The organism is Devosia sp. 2618 (genome assembly GCF_040546815.1).
Classification (GTDB): domain Bacteria; phylum Pseudomonadota; class Alphaproteobacteria; order Rhizobiales; family Devosiaceae; genus Devosia.
Window position 1 is genome coordinate 2,286,042 of the sequence record NZ_JBEPOO010000001.1, and the last position, 16,999, is coordinate 2,303,040.

Below are 16,999 nucleotides of genomic sequence, written 5' to 3' on the forward strand. Positions count from 1 at the left end.
CATGCCGCGTCTCGAACCACGATGGCGTGCCCCAACACGCGCCACTTCGCCCTTCCGAACACCGCCCCCCCTTGCTATAGCCTTAGCCAGCCACTCCGCGCGCAGGTTTCGCCGTCCATGCCACTCACTGCATCCATGAGCCGCTGACCGTGCGCTTCGTTTTCTACCTGCTGATGATGATCGCCGTGGCGCTGAGCGTGGGCATGGGCCTGAGCTATTATGCGCTCACAGATGGCCGGCTGTTCGGCGTGGCCCAGGTCGGGCCATGGCAGGCCTGGACCGGCGCCGGCTCATCCGCCCCCGATCCCTATACCCGCGGCCACCTTGCCCGCATGGCATCGCTCGAACTCGGTCAGTCCGAGGGCCTCAAGTTTGTGGCGACTGTCGATAGCGACGGCGAGCCCCTGACGCGCCGCTGCACCTACAATGTGCATGGCAAGACGCCACTCGCCACGTTCTGGACGCTGGTCGCCACCGATAGCGATGGCGTCAATCTCGCCGTTCCGGGCGGTGATCTCGCCATGCGCAGCAGCTCCATCGTGCGCACCGAGGATGGTTCCATCTCCATCAATGTCGGCACGCGCCTGCAGCCCGGCAACTGGATGGAGCTGGCCGGCAGCGGTCCGTTCCAACTGGTGCTCAACCTTTACGACACCGCCGTTTTCTCGGGCTTTTCGAGCGATGAATCCATGCCCGCCATCATCCGAGGGCGCTGCGCATGACCCGCTTCCTGCTCTGGCTGCTGAGTGGTCTGGTGCTGGGTGGCATCATCCACATCATCGTCATCCTCACCCTGCCCGCCCTTGCCGATCAGTCGGTGTGGAACCGCGTCGCCGAATACGAGGCCGATAACCGCATGGTGGTCTTGCCGCCCGTCGTGGCCGGAGAGCCCAACCCCTTGGCCCTCGATCCAGAGTTGACCTACGGTCTCTGCCGCGTCGATCTTTCGCAGGGCCCCGCCTATCTCAGCGGCACCCTGCCCGATGCGTTCTGGTCGGTGGCGCTGTTTAACGAAACCGGCATCATCAATTACTCAACCACCAATCGCGACGGCATTGGCCAGACCGTCGAACTCGGCATTTTCAACGCCGCCCAGACGCGCCTGCTCGCCCAGCAGCAGCTCGATATCGCCGAGGGCCTGCTGGTCGTTGAATCCCCCACCGACAAACTGCTGATCCTGATCCGCCTCGCTCCGCCGCATCAGGCCATGCGCGCCCGCTTCGAAAACGCCCTCAAATCCATCCGCTGCGGCACTCGCAGCTAACAACCGACTAACGCGCCATTCTCCGCCCACGCACCGTCACGCTTGACAAACCTAATGGCATTAGGCAATAAGCTACTATCTTTATGTTATTGGCTTATGAACGATGGTACGCGCAGGACTGACAGTGGACCGGCTGGTGGAAGCTGGCGCGAACTTGGCTGACGAAGCCGGGTTCGATGCAGTAACGCCGTCGGCCCTCGCCAAGATTTTTGACGTACAGGTCGCGAGCCTTTATTCGCATGTGAAAAATGCGCATGAGCTCAAGACGCTGATCGCCCTCTTTGCGCTCAACCAGTTGGCCGATCAGGCGGCGGAGGCCGTGGCGGGTCGCTCCGGCAAGGACGCGCTGATCGCTTTGGCCAATGTCCATCGCGACTTTGCCAGAACCCATCCGGGCCTCTTCGCGGCGACGCGATTTCCGCTCGATGGCCCAACCGCGGCCAAAAGCGGCGGCGTGCGGCTGGCGCAGATGATGCGGGCCGTTTTGCGCGGCTATGCCCTGTCGGACGCCGACCAGACCCACGCCGTGCGCCTGCTCGGCAGCGTCTTTTTGGGCTTCACCATGCTCGAACTGGGGGGCGGCTTCAGCCACAGCGCCCCTGACTCCGAACACTCCTGGCTACGCACGCTGGACGCAATGGATGCCGTCCTCCGCAGCTGGCCGCAAACCACATAATCGACGGAACACTTCATGACCAACTGGATCGCCACGCCGATCACCCAAGCGCTATTGCGCGGCGTGATCGACCTCGAACACACGCCAACCGGCCTCGTGCCCCACCGCCTGCCCGCCTGGGCACGCGCGCAGTGGCCTGATCCGCAATTGCTGATGGCCGAGGGCCAGCCCTCCGGCATTCGCCTCGCCTTCCCCACCGACGCGACCGCAATCGAGCTCGACACCATCCCGACCAAGCGCGTTTATACCGGCTTGCCGCCCCGCCCCGATGGCATTTACGATCTGCTGATCGACGGCCAGCTGACCCAGCAAGCCAGCGTTGCCGGCGGCAAGGTCATGGAAATCAACATGACCAATGGCTCGGTCACGGTGAACTCCGGCCCTCCCGGCACGCTGAAGTTCAACGACCTGCCGCAAGGCCCAAAGGACGTCGAAATCTGGCTGCCGCACAACGAGACCACCGAACTGGTCGCGCTGCGCACCAATGCGCCGATCACCCCAGCTCCCTATACGGACCGCCGCGTCTGGCTCCATCACGGCAGCTCGATCAGCCACGGCTCCAATGCTGAGCACCCGACCGGCATCTGGCCCGCTATCGCAGCACGTGCATCCGGCGTCGATCTGGTCAGCTTGGGCTTTGGCGGCAGCGCGGTCGTCGATCCGTTCACGGCGCGCACCATCCGCGATGCGTCGGCCGATCTCATCAGCCTCAAGCTGGGCATCAATGTCGTCAACACCGACGCCATGCGGCTGCGCGCCTTCGGCCCTGCCGTGCACGGTTTCCTAGACACGATCCGCGAAGGCCACAAGACGACGCCGATCCTGGTCTTGTCGCCGATCCTCTGCCCCATTCACGAGGACACGCCCGGCCCCAGCGCGCCGGACTTTTCGACCGGTCAGATGCAGTTCCGCGCCACCGGCAATCCAGCCGAAGTCGCGGCCGGCAAACTGACGCTCAACGTCATCCGCACCACACTGGAGCGGACCGTCGAGCAACGCCGGGCCAGCGATCCCAACATCCACTATCTCGATGGTCGCGCACTCTATGGCGAGGCCGACGCGGCCACCCTGCCGCTGCCCGACGGCCTCCACCCCGATGCCGCCACCCATCGCCTGATGGGAGAACGCTTCGCGGAACTGGCTTTCGGGTCAGGTTGGAGCGCCTAGCCCTCACCGGGCACAAACAGCTTGTCGCGATAGGCCGCAAGGTCAGGATTTGTGCCCATCGCGGCAAGCGCCACGTCCAGCATTGCCGCATCGGGGCTCTGCTCACGCGACAGAATATCCACGCCTGCCTCGGTAAACAGCGTCCGCTCGAACTTGATGGCGGCCCAGCCCGCCGCCGCGTCTGCGGTCACAAACGACCAGCGGCTGCGGGCGATCAGCGTCAGGGGCTCAACGCCCCGCCATTCCCAGCCGCCTTCCGGCAAGGCCCGGTCAATGCCCACCACCATGCCCGGGCCGTTCTTGCCCTGCCAGGTCACTACGTCGGCCACCTCGCCGGTCGGCAGCGGCAAATAGTTCAGCGCCGCCGCCCGCCGCTTGCGCCACAGGCCCAACGTCGTCCGCACAATGTGCCATGTTCCCACGATCAACTCCCGATCCTGCACAACTTTCGCCCTTCCATCGTCTAAGCGCAGGATGGTCACCCGCGAAAATAAGTCGGCTCGTGTGTCGAGGTTGGGCCCGCTGGCGCGTTATGTCTATGCCAACCGACACGGAGGATGTGATGAGCACACAGACAATGATCATTCAGGGCCTTTACGCCTCGGCGATTGTGGCCGATTTCGACACAGCGATTGAATGGTATTCCAAGCTGCTGGGCCGCGCCGTCGATGACAAGCCGATCCCCGGCATGGCGCAGTGGCGCGATCTCGGTGGCGCGGGACTGCAGATCTGGCACGATGCTGACCGCGCCGGCAAAGGCATCATTACCATCGTCGTGCCCGACCTCTCCAAGGAACAGGCAAGGCTGGCGGGCCTCGGCCTCAACACCGGGGAAGTTTCACGGGGCGCGTTCGGCGCGGTGACGCATATCCTTGATCCAGAAGGCAACCGGATCAATCTTGCCGAACCGCCCGCCGGGTTTTTCGACGCGCGCTAAAAAACGAGGCCGATGACCACTCCGGCAACAGCAAGGCTCGCCACCACGATCCATGGTGGCAGCTTGAGCACGACCAGTGCCCCAAAGCCGAGCAGCGCCAGCGCCAAGTCCAACGGACCCAGAATGGTGCTTGTCCAGACCGGGTCACAAAGCGCCGCCGCCAGGATGCCGACTACCGCCGCATTGGCGCCGCGCATCGCCGCCTGCGCCAATGGCCGCCCCCGAATGGCGTCCCAAAACGGCAGCACGCCAAGCAGCAGTAAAAATCCGGGCAGGAAGATCGCGACCAGCGCAATCGCCGCCCCGAGCACCCCATTGGGCGGCGTGCTGACCACGGCGCCCAGATAGGCGGCGAAGGTAAACAATGGTCCGGGAACAGCCTGCGCCGCGCCATATCCGGCCAGAAAGCTGTCCTTGCTGATCCAGCCCGACGCCACCGTCTCCGCATCGAGCAGCGGCAGGACCACATGGCCGCCGCCAAATACCAGCGCCCCTGCCCGATAGAATGCGTCGAACAGGTCGAGGCCTTGCGCGTTGGCGAGCGAGGCCAGCACGGGCAAGCCGAACAGCAACACGGCAAAAATCGTCAGGCACAGCAGCCCCACAGCGGGGCTGACCGGGAAGCGCATGGTTACGGCAGGAACGCTTGCACCGCTCCGGCACAGCACCAGCCCCGCCAATCCGCCCAGTACAATGGAGATCACCTGCCCGAACGAACCCGCCAGCATCAGCGCGATCACGACCGCCCCTACGCCAATCGCCAGCCGCTGCCAATCTGGCGTCAGCGTTCGCGCCATGCCCCAGACCGCCTGCGCCACCACGGCGACTGCAACGATCTTGAGGCCATGCAACAAACCCTGCGCCACCGGACCATCGAGGGCGACAGCGCCAAAGGCAAACAGCACGAGCACTATTGCCGATGGCAGGGTGAATGCGGCCCAGGCGGCCAAGGCGCCCAGCGGCCCCGCACGCCACAGGCCCAGCGCGAAGCCGACCTGGCTCGATGCAGGCCCCGGCAAAAACTGGCATAGCGCCACCAGCTCGGCATAGGCCGCCTCGCCCAGCCAGCGGCGGCGAACCACGATCTCGTCGCGGAAATAGCCGAGATGGGCAATGGGACCACCAAACGAGGTCAGCCCAAGCTTGAGAAATGTCCGAAAGACCTCGCCGACGGTTCCGCGTGTCGTCGTCTCGCTGTCCATTCGGCTCCCCAAGGCGGCGCGCTACTTTTGCAGCACGATTTCCTGGTCGGCCGTATGTTGGTAGCGTGACGGTATGACGACAGTGCCGCCAGCGGTCGTGGTGCCGCGTCCGCCGCAGAAATCGTAGCGATTGGCGCGCGGCACAAACGCCGCCATCCGGCGCAGCGCTTCGTCCACGGCCAGCGATTGCTCATGTGGGGTTTCGACCAGCAGGCTATCGAGCGCATAGTCATAGCTGCTGTAGCGATAGTTCAGCGCCCGCACGAACCAGGCGATGAATGCATCGTTCTCGGCCTTGCGTGCCGCCACTTCCTGCGCAAAGCGCGGCGGCAGCCCGCCCGCCAATCCGCGATAGGCCTCCGCCCGCTGCCGATCGATCTCGATGACGGTGCAGATGGACACAAATGTCGTGGGCAGCGTGTCGATATCGGCCGTGATGTGCCGACCGACAGTCGCGTAACGCGTGCGCGACGAATTATAAGGTGTGCTCTGCAGCCAGGCATAATAGCGCTCGACCGTGAACTGGCGGTCTTCGGGCGGCACGATCCGGGTGCGCTGCAATTCCACGGACTGGTCGAACTGCCAGTCTTTGGCATGCGCGGCAACGAGGAAACGCCACACACGGTCGTGCATGGTGTCTTCCTGATCGGTCTTGTTGAAGCTCGAAACTGGTTCGCCACGATTTTCGGCGAGCTTGCCGCCGACAAAGGGCATGGCAACGTCATGGGTGAAGCTTGGATCGGCGCGGCCAAAGTCGCCGACGGGACGCGCAGCCGAACAGGCCGTCAACAGCGCCGCCAGTGCCAGCGCGCCGGTCAGCCTAAACAATTTATCCACGCTTACGCTTCGGCCTCGTAGGATCAAGGCTCGCATTTGGCGGCTGCAACGTCCCGCGTTCATAACGCACCCCGGTAAAAATCAGTATCTGGGCGTTGCCGGGCAAAGGTGCCCCGCGTGTAGCGGTCTTTAACCGCGCATCGAATTTGACGAGCTTTCCCAAGCTGCCCTCCATTACGGCTCGCTCCCCCTTTCCTATGGAGGCCGCGGTTCGCATTGCACATCGGTTAGCGCGACGCCCCTCGCGCTGTTCCTTTGCCGCATTAAGAGATCGTCAAGGTTAACAGTCTGCTAACGAATTCGCTGCAAGAGTGAATGTGCATCAAATGTGATGCGATTCCGAATAGACGGTCCCCGAAACATGCTTGGTTTTCAGCCCTACGAGACATTCCAACTGCTCATCGAGACGGGCGGCGTGGACCGGACGAATACCTTGCTGATCGCTGCCTGCGATGCTTATGCCCGTCGCGGCAAGCCGACCGCTCCCGAAATGGAACAGTTTGAGGCGCTCGCCTCGCGCCTGTTCCCTATCGCCGGTCCACAGGCTCGCGCCAAGGGCGCAGCCATCCTGGGTCGTGCAGATACGCTGTCCGAAACCCTGGAGCAGTTGGTCGTGGAAAATATCGGCGAAGACCTGATTACCTTCCTGTCCGGCGCGGCCACGCTGTCCGACCAGACCATGCTCGACATCATCGCCCGCTACGATGTCCCCGCTGCTGCAACCATCGCGGCACGCGCCGACCTCTCCAATGTCGTGCTGGCCAAGCTGTTCCAGATGAACTCGCGCAAGGTCTATCGCTCCCTGGCCGCCAACGTCGCCATCGTGCCACGCGGCGCCTATCTCAGCGCTCTGGCGCGTTCGGCGCAGATGGATCACATGGTCGCCGAGTCCCTCGCCAAGCGCACCGACTTCGACGCGGCGCTGCTGGCGCCTGCCTTTTTTGACCTGTCCGACGATGACCGCCTCAAGGTTATCCACGCTTTCGCCCATCGCGAAACGCCACCGGCGCCGATCCGCAAGACGGTCGAGCAGCTCACCGTCGCCAATCAGGAACTCACCCGCGCCCTGATGAAACTGTTCTCGGAAAACCGTCGCCCCGAAGTTACGCGTCTGCTGAGCCAGATCACCGGGCTTGATGAAGTGCGCTGCGGCCAAATCGCCCACGACGTTTCGGGCGCTGCCCTGTTCGTCATCCTGCGCGCCTTTGGCTGCTCCGCCTATGATGGCCTCAAGGTGCTTATCCACGCCACCTCACACGACAGCGACCGCTCGCGGGCCCTGGCAGACTTCGCCACCCTGTTCGGCAACGTCACGCCGGAATCGATGGCCTATCTGATGAGCGCATGGCGCGGCGAAGTGAACCTGCTCGATCTCAACAAGGCCGAGTACAAGCCGTTCATCGAGCGCCGTCGCCCAGCCGCCGGCAACCTGGCTCCAGCGCATAATCCTGTTGTAGATCAAGCCATTGAGGCCTTGGCCCGCATCGGCGTCAAGCGCGCCAGCTAGACGACCTCGATACCCACATCATCGCTGCGCAGATCGACACTCAGCACCCAAAGATCGGGGTCAAAGTCGATCTCGCGCGCAATCCGCTCGCTGACTTTTGCCGCTTCGACCCGGCTGAAACGACGCTGAAAGATCAGGCTCGCGTCATCTCTGAGGCTGGCCATCGGCGCCGGGGTGTAGAGTGATCGCGTGCCATCGAGATGGTCGACTTCGATGAAGACCTGACCGGCAATCGGGTCGCCGCGGCGGACCACAACGCACATATTGCCCAGATCATTGTGGCGCCGCACGAAGACGCCACACCATATATCGCTGCGAAGCGCGCCCACCTAAACGTTCGCGCCGGCCTGCTTGAGCAGGCCAACCAGATCGGGGTTGATCTGCCCGGTCACGCGATAGCTATGGAAATTCTCGAACTCACGGATCGCCCGCGCGGTGCCGTCGCCGGGATGCCCGTCGATTGAGCCCATGTAAAAGCCCAGGCTCGCAAGGCCACGCTGGATCTGGCTGACCAGTTGCGTGTCGTTGGCTGGCGTCAGGACTGGCGCAGGAGCCGCTGCTGCCATCATCTGTTCGGGCACAGGCGCGGCCTGCACGGCCGTGACCGGCTGCGGCGGCGCAACGGCCGCAGGCAGCGGCTGCGCGGTGCTGGCCATCATCGGCATGGCTGGAATTGGGTTTGCGGCTGGCTGCGACCGGCTGCCATCAACGGCGGCGACAATCGAATCGAGCGTCTGTGCTGCGGCGTTGCCGACCGTATCGACAGCCTGATCAACCGGCGACAGCGTCGGCAATTGCGCAACGACGCGATCGGGCTGCGGCGCTGGCTGAACCGGCGCGACCTGAATCGGCGCGGGTGCTGGCTGCACGACGGCAACCGGACGCGACGGCGCCCTGCCCGCTCCGTCGGAGCGCAGGATGGCGTCGATGACGGTGCGGCTCAGCGCGCCCGTCGGGTTCATGTTGTTCCGCTGCTCGAACAGTCGAATGGCATTGGCGGTCATCGGGCCATAGAAGCCATCGACCGTGCCGTTGAACAGGCCAAGTTCGGAAAGCTTCTTCTGCACGGCGAACGCGTCGGCATTGCCAACGGGCTGCTCTGGAATCGCCCGCGAGGCGGTCGGCACGCTGCCGGTGGTATCCTGCAGCATTGGTACGGCGACAGCCTGCTCGCGCGTCATGGCGGGCATGGGCTCAGGCACCTGCGCTGGCAGACCGACGCCGACCGGCACATCACGCGCCGGCGTAAAGAACGGCGCCGGGTGGCGCGTGGTCTGGAAATACAGCGCATTGCTGGCGGCCAGCGCCGTCAGCGTCACCATGGCCATCAGCGCCGTCGAGGCCAAGGGCGCGCGCATGTAGCGTTCGAATGTCCAGTGACCGGCACGACCGAGTGTGGTCGCAACGGCACTGCCCGCCATCAAGGGCAGGCGCGTGAAGGTTGTTGCCGTCATTGCGCTTTTCTTTTTTCGTCTTGCCATGGATGGTTCGGTGCGGCGGCTGGTTCTTTGCGGAAGGGTGTTATGGACGCAGTCTCTTCGTTCTTTATTGCTGGACCGTTTATGGGAAGCAAAACAGTGACGGTTGTCCCCGCTCCGATTTCCGACATAGCCCGCAAAGTCCCATTATGGAGGTCTACGAGGCCCTTCACAATCGAGAGACCAAGTCCGGTTCCCTCGTAACGACGCGCCAGACCGTCCTGCACCTGGAAGAAGGCCTCGCCGATTCGGCTGAGCGATTCGGGCGCCATGCCGACGCCGTTGTCGCTGACCGAGAGATTGAGGCACTGGCCCTGACGTTTCAGGCTGACAGTGACCCGACCACCGGGATGGCTGAACTTGATGGCGTTCGACAACAGGTTCAGCAGGATCTGACGGAAGGCGCGCTCATCGGCGACCAGCATTGGCAGGTTTGGCGCAATGTCGGTCGCCAGCCTCACGTCCTGCTTCTGCGCCATGGCCTCGACCATTTTGTAGCAGGGCTGGATGGCGTCTTCGGCCACGAAGGGCTCGGTCTGGACTTCAAACTTGCCCGCTTCAATGCGCGACATATCGAGCAGCATGCGCACCACTTCGAGCAGGTGCTTGCCGCTCTGGTGGATGAGGCCCGCATATTCGCGATGGGTTGGCGACAGGTCACCGCCGATATTGCTGGTCATCATTTCGGAGAACCCGACCACCGCGTTGAGCGGGGTGCGCAGTTCATGACCGATCGTGGCGAGGAAGCGCGACTTGGCCGACGACGCGTCTTCAGCCGAGCGACGGGCCTCGAGCATGGCCAGCTCATTGTCCTTGCGGCTGGTGACGTCGCGGAACAGCGCTACAACTTCGTGGCGGGTCGCGGCGGCGTCGAGACCGACAACGGGCGACAGGCTGATTTCAACCCAGATGAACTTCGGCACGGCGCTGGAAGCGCGGGGATCGTCTTGACGCATGCGCACTTCGATGACGCGCGCCTTGCCGCCCTGGTTCGCATCGGCGAAGGCCGTCAGATAAACCGGACGATCGAGCACGTGCAGCCGCTCGCCGAGGTTTGCACCCGAGAGTTCGAAGCGGCGGCAGCCAAACAGCTGCTCGGACGAGCGCGAGGCCAAAAGGATTTCGCCATCGGCGGAGAAGCGGACAACGCCGTCCTGCACATGCTCAATCAGGTGCCGGTACATGGTTAGCTGGGCCTTGTCGTAAACTTCATAGGCCGTGTTCATGCGGTTGGAGCTGTGCGCAATCAGAGCAACGCCAGCCAGGAACGCGCCAGCGGCCGTCAGCATCAGCGTCGTGCCATCGACGGGGAAGACGGAGGTCGCAAAGGCGGCGCTCACGCCGGCTAGGCCAATCACGCCAGCCAGCATGATCCAGCTTTGGCGACGCAACGTGCCGTGGCCGAGCAGCGAGGCAAGGATTGGCGCCATGGTCGCAACGGCCAGGCCCGCGTCGGCGAACTGGGCATCGGCCAGCGTCAGAATGCAGCCCATGGCCAGCAGCAGGTAGACCTGCCCGGCGGCGGATTCGTCAAACAGATTGCGCTGGTGCAGCGTCAGGGTGGTCATGCCGCCAGCCAGGGCCATGGCGGCAATCGCGAAGGGAACGGCACTGCCGACGATCAGGCCATAGATGGCGAACGGCATCGCGAGCGAGCTGAGCAGAATAAGAATGCGCGAATTGTTAGCAAGCGTCTTGCGGCGCAGCATTTCCGGCCGATGGCCGCTGCCGGCCACGGTCAGGGGCATCTCTTTGCTTGCGCCAAAAGAGAACACGCTACGCATACACAATACTCACTATCACGACGCCAACAGTCATGGGCCCTGGGCTCCACACTTGCGACGACGTAGCCGCAAACTGCCTGAATGGGATCAGGTCTTGTTGCCCCTACACTGATGCCCAAGACCTGAAGGCGAGCTTAAATCCAGCGCCCCCTGCCAGCCCCAAAATGGGCAAACGGGGTCCTTTCTCGGGTTAGCGTAAACAAGGTGTTTCCCTCGCCAACAACACCGATCGCATTTGCATAAAATTTTATCGAAATGTCCCAGCGCAGTTTAACGAGCTGTCTCTAGTGTCGTTCATGCAGGCCCACTCAGTGCCGGCTTTAGATCTGGATGAGACCGATGTTTTTCGTAGCGCGTTCCGTATTTTGGCTGACCGTCGCCTATATGGTGATCCGGCCCGGCGTCGACTTTGTCGATGCGCAAGCGCTGTCGAACCAGGCCATGGCTGCAGGCAGCCAGATGGTCGCCGAGCAGATCCAGAATATCGAATGTGACAGTTTCCAGTGCATCGGCGGCAAGGCCGTTATCGCTGCTGCGCTGCAGTCTTCCCCGTCCGCCGATGCGACCATGCATGTCGCGCCGGTGATCGATCCAATGCCACTTCCACGACCACGGCCGGATCGGGCGGGCTAGCGGGCGCTTCTCCTCCAAAGCACCCAAATCAGACCCCAGGGTTTGCGTCCCTTGCCCAGGTGATGCACTCCAAAACCCTGGCCCCTGGCCGCAAGCACACTGCCCTGTGCTTGCGGCCTTTTTCTTGCGCAATGACCGGTTATGGAAACAAAAAAGCCGCCGTGTCGGGGCGGCTTTGCATATTCATTTGGTCGGCTGATCGAGGGGCTTGCCTGACGGATCATTCACCGGCCTGCCAAGATCGTCGATATTGTCGTCCTGCTGCTGTCCGGGCTTGGCCTCGGTAGGCCCACCCTTTTGCGGCTTTGGTTTTTGCGTAGGGCTTTTCACATCAAGCTCCTGTTGCAGAAAAAGGCCCGGCGCAAGGCCGGGCCGGGTCAGCCTAGTGATGATGCTCTGGCATCTTTTCGAGCTGATCTTTCGTCCATGTCGTTACGGCGTGAACGTCGCCCTTGTCGTCGCGCATGAACTCGAGGTCGCGGATCGGCACGGCCACTGGCTTGGCGCCGAGACCAAGGAAACCGCCGACATCGACGATCACCTGAGCAGTCGCGCCGAAACCGTGCAGATGGGATACCTTGCCGACCTTGTGGTCATCCGCGCCATAAATGGTGGCGCCTTCGAGAACTTCGCTGTTGAGTTCGGCGTCGTTCAGGCGGGTGTGGAGCGAGTGGTCCATATCAAAGCATCCTCGTGTTTCTTGGACTGACACAATCGCTGGGACGCCAATGCGTTCCCATTTGGCGACCGGTTTTTGGCCACTGCCCCCACTCACTTTGTCGTTAGCGTCCGCGTTGCTGGCTCTGGTAAAGCCGGCGCACTTTGACTAGATAGTGCCGCATGACCGAGCCCCAAGCCTTCCAGGATATCGCCGAAAACCTGTCTTTTCTCGACGACTGGGAAGACCGGCTGAATTACGTGATCGAGCTCGGACAGGCGCTGCCGCCGATGGACGACGCGGACAAGACCGACGAGAACAAGGTCAAGGGCTGCGTCTCCAATGTATGGCTGGTGTCCAGCGTCGACCGCTCCAGCGACCAGCCTGTCATGAGCTTTCGCGGCCAGTCCGACGCCATCATCACCAAAGGCCTGGTTGCCGTTCTGTTGGCCCTCTATTCGGGTCGGCCCGCCGCTGAGATCGCCGAAACCGACGCCATCGCCTGGTTCAACAAGGTCGGTCTCAGCGAACATCTGGGCATGCAGCGCTCCAACGGCCTCGTCGCCATGGTCAATCGCATGCGGTCCGAAGGCAAAGCGCTGAGCTGATCTCCTGGCACGCGCTACCGGCTAGGTTCGCGCAATCAGTGGTAGTCGCGCTTCCAGCCAGTTTTGCGCCGTCGCTCCATGAGCACCTGTCGCCTGCGATGTCAGGCCAAAATTCTGCGCCAGTTGTTCGAGTGCAATGCGCAGCACCAGCTTGGCGCTGCGGCGTGGCCAGCGGCGTTCCAGTTCAATCATCTGCAGGCCCTTGCCCAGCCCACAATGATCAAACACCACCCCCCAGCAATCCACCGGTAGAATAGCCGCCAGTTTGTTGAGCCGCTGACGCGCCTCGGCCGCGCTTTCCGTGGCGATTTCGACGCCATTGCCAGCCTCTCCGCCGACTGCCGCCGGATTGTAGGACATGGTCACGCGCTGGGCGATTTGGGCGCGCTGCACCAGCCGCTCGAACCGTTCGGCCGCCGCCACGTGATGTGGCGCTAGAAACGCGGCCTTGTCTGCCGGCTGCTTCTTAAGCGGCATCGCTGAGGCTCCCATAAGCGGCGACCAATCCGGCTTCGAGTTGGCGTTCGAGTTCGCAGACCTCTTCGTCAAAGCGGAGGTCATCACGCATGTCTTCAACCAAGGCGCAGGCATAGGACACCGTCGTCCGGTCCCTGCCGAAGGCTTCGCCGACTTCCTTGAGGCTGCGGCCGAGCACGACGTGGGAGAGATACATTGCCAACTGGCGGGCGCGGGCCGTGGGCAATCGGCTGCGGGATTTGTGCATTAATAGGCGGATCGGCACTTTCCTATGCCGCGCCACCAAAGCGATGGCATCGTCGCAAGTACTGCGCCGCGCACTGCGCTGAACTGTGTCAGCATACCGCTCGGGACTGGAAAGTGAGTCGTACATAGGAGTGCCTCAACGCGTATAAGGAATTTATTCCTATATACTGCGTGAGGCAATGGGAGACGGGGATAAGTGTCGTCAAATATTCAAACGGCCGCCCACGAGGGACGGCCGTTTGAAGCTTCTTTACCGCCGGGGCCCAGATCGGGCGCGACGTCTCGTGGCGTAGAGTTGGCGTTAGGCTGCCTTGCGACCCAGACCGTTGTCCTTGGCCAATTTCGAGCGGGTTGCAGAGTAGTTTGGAGCAACCATCGGGTAATCAGCAGGCAGGCCCCACTTCTCGCGGTATTCTTCTGGCGAGAGATTGTAATGGGTACGCAGGTGACGCTTCAAAGATTTGAACTTCTTACCGTCTTCAAGGCAGATAATGAAGTCAGCAGCAACGGACTTACGGACCGGAACAGCAGGCTTTAGTTCTTCAACAGGAACCTGGACTTCGTTGGTCTGCAAGGCGCGCAGCGCACCATGAACCTCGGCGATCAGCTTGGGCAGATCGGTCGTGCTCACAGAGTTGTGGCTGACATAGGCTGAGACGATCTCGGTGCTGAGCTCGATTAGTTCGTGCTCATAACCTGTCGCCGCGCCGGCGGTGTCATTCATAATTCAACCTTTCATTATTCTTATTGGGTGGCGACAAAATCAGCCGCTTCCATAGTACATTACTAGGACTCTTTACTGGTACCCGCAAGCGGAAGGCACCAATTTACATGTTACCAATAGGACTAATGATGGCCATCTTTAGGCGAGGCTTTAGACTGTAGATCGTCGATAACTAGGTTTTTAGAAGAATAATCAATGTTTCGATAACTTACACGCGCCAGGAGGTGCGCGGAGACAGGCGTGGTGATTAATAGGAATAGGAACCCCATCACCGCTCTGAATGTAACACTGAGGTCAAGACTCACCAGTGCAATGGCGATGAAAATGAGACCGCCACCAACCGCGCCAGCTTTGGAAGCCGCGTGCATTCTAGTGTAGAGGTCGGGCAGTCTGAGGATGCCTATTGCGGCCGACAGGCTGAAGGCTGCACCCAGCAGCAACACTATACAGCCAGCATAGATGGCGATGGCGCTGATCATTGTGCATCCCCCACGGCAAGTCTTTGCCGAGACAGCAGATAGCGGGCCAGCGCAATCGTCGCGAGAAACCCGAGCAGTGCAAGGGCGATGGCCAAATCCAGATACAGCGTTAGACCGGTGCGAATGGCGATGGCGCCAATAAAGCCCATGGCCGTCACTGCCATCAGGTCCAGCGCCAGTATTCGGTCGGACAGCGTTGGCCCCACAATAATGCGAACAACCGAAATCAGCAGCGCCAGGCCAAGCATGCACAGTGCAATGGTCGTCGTGAGCGCAATGGCGTCTGCAGGTGTCATGAGTATATCTCCTTCACCGTCGCCTCGAAGCCTTGCGCGATCTCGGCGATCAGTGCCTCGCGCGATGTCAGATTGAGCGTGTGGATATAGAGCACACTGCGGTCGTCGCTGACGTCGATGCTGAGGGTACCCGGCGTCAGCGTGATCAGATTGGCCAGCAGGGTAATTTCGCGGTCCGAGGTGACGGTGAGGGGATAGGCGATGATCGCCGGGCGAATCGCAGCGCTTAGTCTGGGCGTCCACACCACGATGGCGACGCGGACGGCGCTGGCCATCAGCTCATAGAGAAACAGTAGGCAGAGCGAAGCGATCCGGCGCAGCCGCAACAGGCTGCGCGATGACTTGAAGACGTCGCGGAGGATAACCGCCGTTACCAGGGCAATGGCGAGCCCCAGCAGCAGGTTTGCCCCCGAGAAATTGCCGGTAATGGCCGCCCACAGGACCGATAGAGCGATGACGATGGCTGCTAGGCTCATGGCGTCTCTCCGGCGAGCCCAACAGCGGCGACGTAGCGCGCCGGGTTCAGCAGATCAGGCGCGCCAAGCCGAACCGCCTCAAACAACGGATTGGGCCACAGCCCTGCGACCACGATCAGCGCGACCAGCCCACCGGCCGCACCATAGGCGACACGTTTGCCGGCACGCGGGGCCGTTGCTCCAGTCTCCGGCGCAGGACGCCAGAATATATGGGCCCATAGCCGCGATCCGGCGATCAGCGTCAACACAGCGTTGACCAACAGCGCAACCGCGATCACCCCGCCAGACCAGCCGCCCTCGCCCACCGCCGCCTGCACCAGCAGCAGCTTTGGCCAGAACCCCAGCAGTGGCGGCACACCGGCCGTGGCCAGCACAAGTATGAAGAACAGAACCGAGAGTGGCGTGTTGTCGGCATAGATGCCGCCCATGCGCCGCGTGTCGGTCTCGCCGGTCCACCGCTCGATCAGCCCGGCAACGAGATAGATCGCCGTCATGCTGATGATGGCGTGGACGATATAGAGCCCTGCCCCGCTCACCCCGGCCAACGTTGGAATGGCGATACCTGCCAGCACTGCGCCGACGCCGCCGATGACCAGAAAGCCGATGGCGCGGCGTAGGTTGGTTTCGGCAATCGCTCCGAGCGGTGCCACCAGCAGCGTGCCGACAGCAATTGCCACGAGCACCGGCTCCAGCAGATCGCGGCTTGCTGGCAGGATCACCACCAGAGATTTGAACAGCGCGTAGATGCCAACCTTGGTCAATAGCCCCGCGAACAGCGCCGACACGACGACCGAAGGCGCATGATAGGACGCTGGCAACCAGGCATTGAGCGGGAATGCGGCAGCTTTGATACCAAACGCCAGCAACAGCAACGCCGCAATACCCGCCATTGCGGCAGGGTTGGCTGATGGCGCCACGCGCATGATGTCGGCCATGTTGAGCGTGCCGAGCAGGCCATAGGTCAGCCCCAGCGACAGCAGGAAGAACGTCGTCGCGAGGAAATTGAGGAAGCCGTATTTGACGGCCGCATCGAGCTGGATCGGTCGGCCGCCGAGCACGATCAGCCCGAACGAGGCAATCAGCGTCACTTCAAACCACACATAGAGGTTGAACATGTCGCCGGTCAGGAACGAGCCCGTGACGCCTGCCAGCAAGAGCAGAACCAGTGACGGGAAATTGTCGCGCTCGGCCTCGGGGTCGCGCTCGCTTTCGGCATAGACCAGCACCACGAGCGTCACGACCGCTGATGTCAGCGCGAAGGCCGCGCCGAATATATCGGCGGCAAAACTAATACCGAAGGGCGGCAGCCAGCGACCCATGGTCATGCTCAGCGGCCCGCCATCGAGCACGCGCAGCAGCAGACTGATATCGCAGGCAATGACGCCGCACAGCACGATCACCGACAGCACGAAGGACAGGCCACCGGACTTGCGCAGCATGAGCAACAGCGCGGCGCCCATCAGCGACAGCACCAGCGGCAGCACCAGCACCCAGTCTGCAGCGGCAGTCGCGGTTTCGATCATGGCGGGCGGGAGGGCGAGATCTTCCAT

At 62.3% G+C, this 16,999-nt stretch carries 23 protein-coding genes; 8 read left to right on the plus strand and 15 right to left on the minus strand.

Features of this window, described 5'->3' with window-relative positions:
* The first annotated feature begins 149 nt into the window (after positions 1–149).
* The 4 genes from ABIE28_RS11520 to ABIE28_RS11535 all read left to right on the plus strand — a co-directional run bounded on the left by ABIE28_RS11520 (position 150) and on the right by ABIE28_RS11535 (position 3,107).
* Positions 150–722 carry a DUF1214 domain-containing protein gene (locus ABIE28_RS11520; protein ID WP_354063037.1) on the plus strand — a complete coding sequence of 191 codons (573 nt, stop codon included), beginning with the start codon at positions 150–152 and terminating at the stop codon, positions 720–722.
* Positions 719–1,264 carry a DUF1254 domain-containing protein gene (locus ABIE28_RS11525; protein ID WP_354063039.1) on the plus strand — a complete coding sequence of 182 codons (546 nt, stop codon included), beginning with the start codon at positions 719–721 and terminating at the stop codon, positions 1,262–1,264. Before ABIE28_RS11520 ends, ABIE28_RS11525 begins: the two co-directional genes overlap by 4 nt.
* A 103-nt stretch (positions 1,265–1,367) precedes the next feature.
* Complete coding sequence (locus tag ABIE28_RS11530; RefSeq protein ID WP_354063041.1) at positions 1,368–1,940, plus strand: TetR/AcrR family transcriptional regulator; 573 nt, start codon at positions 1,368–1,370, stop codon at positions 1,938–1,940.
* A 15-nt stretch (positions 1,941–1,955) separates the two neighbouring features.
* The gene (locus ABIE28_RS11535) at positions 1,956–3,107 is read left to right on the plus strand and encodes a GDSL-type esterase/lipase family protein (RefSeq protein WP_354063043.1); all 1,152 of its coding nucleotides are present in this window, start codon (positions 1,956–1,958) and stop codon (positions 3,105–3,107) included.
* On the opposite strand, the gene ABIE28_RS11540 is transcribed toward ABIE28_RS11535, so the two are convergent.
* A complete protein-coding gene (locus tag ABIE28_RS11540; protein WP_354063045.1) occupies positions 3,104–3,529 on the minus strand; it encodes a hypothetical protein in 426 nt (141 codons plus the stop codon). The genes ABIE28_RS11535 and ABIE28_RS11540 overlap by 4 nt on opposite strands.
* 140 nt (positions 3,530–3,669) lie before the next feature.
* On the opposite strand from ABIE28_RS11540, the gene ABIE28_RS11545 reads away from it, so the two are divergent.
* The gene (locus ABIE28_RS11545) at positions 3,670–4,044 is read left to right on the plus strand and encodes a VOC family protein (RefSeq protein ID WP_354063047.1); all 375 of its coding nucleotides are present in this window, start codon (positions 3,670–3,672) and stop codon (positions 4,042–4,044) included.
* On the opposite strand, the gene chrA is transcribed toward ABIE28_RS11545, so the two are convergent.
* Both chrA and ABIE28_RS11555 read right to left on the minus strand, forming a co-directional pair.
* Positions 4,041–5,246, minus strand: a complete 1,206-nt coding sequence (chrA, locus tag ABIE28_RS11550; RefSeq protein ID WP_354063049.1) for a chromate efflux transporter — start codon at positions 5,244–5,246, stop codon at positions 4,041–4,043. The two genes, ABIE28_RS11545 and chrA, sit on opposite strands and share 4 nt — an antisense overlap.
* A gap of 21 nt (positions 5,247–5,267) precedes the next feature.
* A complete protein-coding gene (locus ABIE28_RS11555) occupies positions 5,268–6,083 on the minus strand; it encodes a hypothetical protein (RefSeq protein WP_354063051.1) in 816 nt (271 codons plus the stop codon).
* A gap of 415 nt (positions 6,084–6,498) precedes the next feature.
* Here ABIE28_RS11555 and ABIE28_RS11560 point away from each other — a divergent pair, with 415 nt between their 5' ends.
* Positions 6,499–7,590 carry a DUF2336 domain-containing protein gene (locus ABIE28_RS11560; RefSeq protein WP_354063052.1) on the plus strand — a complete coding sequence of 364 codons (1,092 nt, stop codon included), beginning with the start codon at positions 6,499–6,501 and terminating at the stop codon, positions 7,588–7,590.
* Here ABIE28_RS11560 and ABIE28_RS11565 read toward each other — a convergent pair.
* Genes ABIE28_RS11565 through ABIE28_RS11575 form a run of 3 tightly spaced genes read right to left on the minus strand, consistent with a single transcriptional unit; the run spans position 7,587 to position 10,816 of the window.
* Complete coding sequence (locus ABIE28_RS11565; RefSeq protein ID WP_354063054.1) at positions 7,587–7,919, minus strand: DUF1491 family protein; 333 nt, start codon at positions 7,917–7,919, stop codon at positions 7,587–7,589. The two genes, ABIE28_RS11560 and ABIE28_RS11565, sit on opposite strands and share 4 nt — an antisense overlap.
* A complete protein-coding gene (locus tag ABIE28_RS11570; protein ID WP_354063056.1) occupies positions 7,920–9,044 on the minus strand; it encodes a peptidoglycan-binding domain-containing protein in 1,125 nt (374 codons plus the stop codon).
* A complete protein-coding gene (locus tag ABIE28_RS11575; protein ID WP_354063058.1) occupies positions 9,041–10,816 on the minus strand; it encodes a PAS domain-containing sensor histidine kinase in 1,776 nt (591 codons plus the stop codon). Before ABIE28_RS11575 ends, ABIE28_RS11570 begins: the two co-directional genes overlap by 4 nt.
* 375 nt (positions 10,817–11,191) lie before the next feature.
* Here ABIE28_RS11575 and ABIE28_RS11580 point away from each other — a divergent pair, with 375 nt between their 5' ends.
* Positions 11,192–11,485: a hypothetical protein gene (locus tag ABIE28_RS11580; protein ID WP_354063060.1), complete on the plus strand. Its 294-nt coding sequence runs from the start codon at positions 11,192–11,194 to the stop codon at positions 11,483–11,485.
* A gap of 183 nt (positions 11,486–11,668) precedes the next feature.
* Here the strand turns inward: ABIE28_RS11580 and ABIE28_RS11585 are convergent, their stop codons facing one another.
* Both ABIE28_RS11585 and ABIE28_RS11590 read right to left on the minus strand, forming a co-directional pair.
* Entirely contained in the window at positions 11,669–11,815 is a 147-nt protein-coding gene (locus tag ABIE28_RS11585) for a hypothetical protein (protein WP_354063062.1), read from the minus strand.
* A 52-nt stretch (positions 11,816–11,867) separates the two neighbouring features.
* Positions 11,868–12,164 carry a PRC-barrel domain-containing protein gene (locus ABIE28_RS11590; RefSeq protein WP_354063063.1) on the minus strand — a complete coding sequence of 99 codons (297 nt, stop codon included), beginning with the start codon at positions 12,162–12,164 and terminating at the stop codon, positions 11,868–11,870.
* A 161-nt stretch (positions 12,165–12,325) separates the two neighbouring features.
* On the opposite strand from ABIE28_RS11590, the gene ABIE28_RS11595 reads away from it, so the two are divergent.
* Positions 12,326–12,751, plus strand: a complete 426-nt coding sequence (locus ABIE28_RS11595; RefSeq protein WP_354063065.1) for a SufE family protein — start codon at positions 12,326–12,328, stop codon at positions 12,749–12,751.
* Between the two features lie 21 nt (positions 12,752–12,772).
* Here the strand turns inward: ABIE28_RS11595 and ABIE28_RS11600 are convergent, their stop codons facing one another.
* From ABIE28_RS11600 to ABIE28_RS11630, 7 genes are all read right to left on the minus strand, one after another.
* A complete protein-coding gene (locus ABIE28_RS11600; protein WP_354063067.1) occupies positions 12,773–13,228 on the minus strand; it encodes a DUF6456 domain-containing protein in 456 nt (151 codons plus the stop codon).
* Positions 13,218–13,601 (minus strand): helix-turn-helix domain-containing protein, encoded by a 384-nt coding sequence (locus ABIE28_RS11605; RefSeq protein ID WP_354063069.1) that lies wholly within the window; start codon positions 13,599–13,601, stop codon positions 13,218–13,220. Before ABIE28_RS11605 ends, ABIE28_RS11600 begins: the two co-directional genes overlap by 11 nt.
* A 174-nt stretch (positions 13,602–13,775) precedes the next feature.
* Positions 13,776–14,198, minus strand: coding sequence for a Ros/MucR family transcriptional regulator (locus ABIE28_RS11610; RefSeq protein ID WP_354063071.1), 423 nt, complete (start codon positions 14,196–14,198; stop codon positions 13,776–13,778).
* Between the two features lie 122 nt (positions 14,199–14,320).
* Entirely contained in the window at positions 14,321–14,677 is a 357-nt protein-coding gene (gene mnhG / locus ABIE28_RS11615) for a monovalent cation/H(+) antiporter subunit G (protein WP_354063073.1), read from the minus strand.
* A complete protein-coding gene (locus tag ABIE28_RS11620; RefSeq protein WP_354063075.1) occupies positions 14,674–14,973 on the minus strand; it encodes a monovalent cation/H+ antiporter complex subunit F in 300 nt (99 codons plus the stop codon). Before ABIE28_RS11620 ends, mnhG begins: the two co-directional genes overlap by 4 nt.
* Positions 14,970–15,449 (minus strand): Na+/H+ antiporter subunit E, encoded by a 480-nt coding sequence (locus ABIE28_RS11625; RefSeq protein ID WP_354063077.1) that lies wholly within the window; start codon positions 15,447–15,449, stop codon positions 14,970–14,972. Before ABIE28_RS11625 ends, ABIE28_RS11620 begins: the two co-directional genes overlap by 4 nt.
* The gene (locus ABIE28_RS11630) at positions 15,446–16,999 is read right to left on the minus strand and encodes a proton-conducting transporter transmembrane domain-containing protein (protein ID WP_354063079.1); all 1,554 of its coding nucleotides are present in this window, start codon (positions 16,997–16,999) and stop codon (positions 15,446–15,448) included. The genes ABIE28_RS11625 and ABIE28_RS11630 overlap by 4 nt, the downstream gene beginning before the upstream one ends.

What these genes read in the sequence shown, in the direction of transcription:
- ABIE28_RS11525 (WP_354063039.1), top strand. Translation starts at nt 719, where the DNA reads ATGACCCGCTTCCTGCTCTGGCTGCTGAGTGGTCTGGTGCTGGGTGGC.
- ABIE28_RS11530 (WP_354063041.1), top strand. Translation starts at nt 1,368, where the DNA reads ATGGTACGCGCAGGACTGACAGTGGACCGGCTGGTGGAAGCTGGCGCG.
- ABIE28_RS11535 (WP_354063043.1), top strand. Translation starts at nt 1,956, where the DNA reads ATGACCAACTGGATCGCCACGCCGATCACCCAAGCGCTATTGCGCGGC.
- ABIE28_RS11545 (WP_354063047.1), top strand. Translation starts at nt 3,670, where the DNA reads ATGAGCACACAGACAATGATCATTCAGGGCCTTTACGCCTCGGCGATT.
- chrA (WP_354063049.1), bottom strand. Translation starts at nt 5,246, where the DNA reads ATGGACAGCGAGACGACGACACGCGGAACCGTCGGCGAGGTCTTTCGG.
- ABIE28_RS11570 (WP_354063056.1), bottom strand. Translation starts at nt 9,044, where the DNA reads ATGACGGCAACAACCTTCACGCGCCTGCCCTTGATGGCGGGCAGTGCC.
- ABIE28_RS11575 (WP_354063058.1), bottom strand. Translation starts at nt 10,816, where the DNA reads ATGCCCCTGACCGTGGCCGGCAGCGGCCATCGGCCGGAAATGCTGCGC.
- ABIE28_RS11580 (WP_354063060.1), top strand. Translation starts at nt 11,192, where the DNA reads ATGTTTTTCGTAGCGCGTTCCGTATTTTGGCTGACCGTCGCCTATATG.
- ABIE28_RS11590 (WP_354063063.1), bottom strand. Translation starts at nt 12,164, where the DNA reads ATGGACCACTCGCTCCACACCCGCCTGAACGACGCCGAACTCAACAGC.
- ABIE28_RS11595 (WP_354063065.1), top strand. Translation starts at nt 12,326, where the DNA reads ATGACCGAGCCCCAAGCCTTCCAGGATATCGCCGAAAACCTGTCTTTT.
- ABIE28_RS11600 (WP_354063067.1), bottom strand. Translation starts at nt 13,228, where the DNA reads ATGCCGCTTAAGAAGCAGCCGGCAGACAAGGCCGCGTTTCTAGCGCCA.
- ABIE28_RS11605 (WP_354063069.1), bottom strand. Translation starts at nt 13,601, where the DNA reads ATGTACGACTCACTTTCCAGTCCCGAGCGGTATGCTGACACAGTTCAG.
- ABIE28_RS11610 (WP_354063071.1), bottom strand. Translation starts at nt 14,198, where the DNA reads ATGAATGACACCGCCGGCGCGGCGACAGGTTATGAGCACGAACTAATC.
- mnhG (WP_354063073.1), bottom strand. Translation starts at nt 14,677, where the DNA reads ATGATCAGCGCCATCGCCATCTATGCTGGCTGTATAGTGTTGCTGCTG.
- ABIE28_RS11620 (WP_354063075.1), bottom strand. Translation starts at nt 14,973, where the DNA reads ATGACACCTGCAGACGCCATTGCGCTCACGACGACCATTGCACTGTGC.
- ABIE28_RS11625 (WP_354063077.1), bottom strand. Translation starts at nt 15,449, where the DNA reads ATGAGCCTAGCAGCCATCGTCATCGCTCTATCGGTCCTGTGGGCGGCC.
- ABIE28_RS11630 (WP_354063079.1), bottom strand. Translation starts at nt 16,999, where the DNA reads ATGGAAGATCTCGCCCTCCCGCCCGCCATGATCGAAACCGCGACTGCC.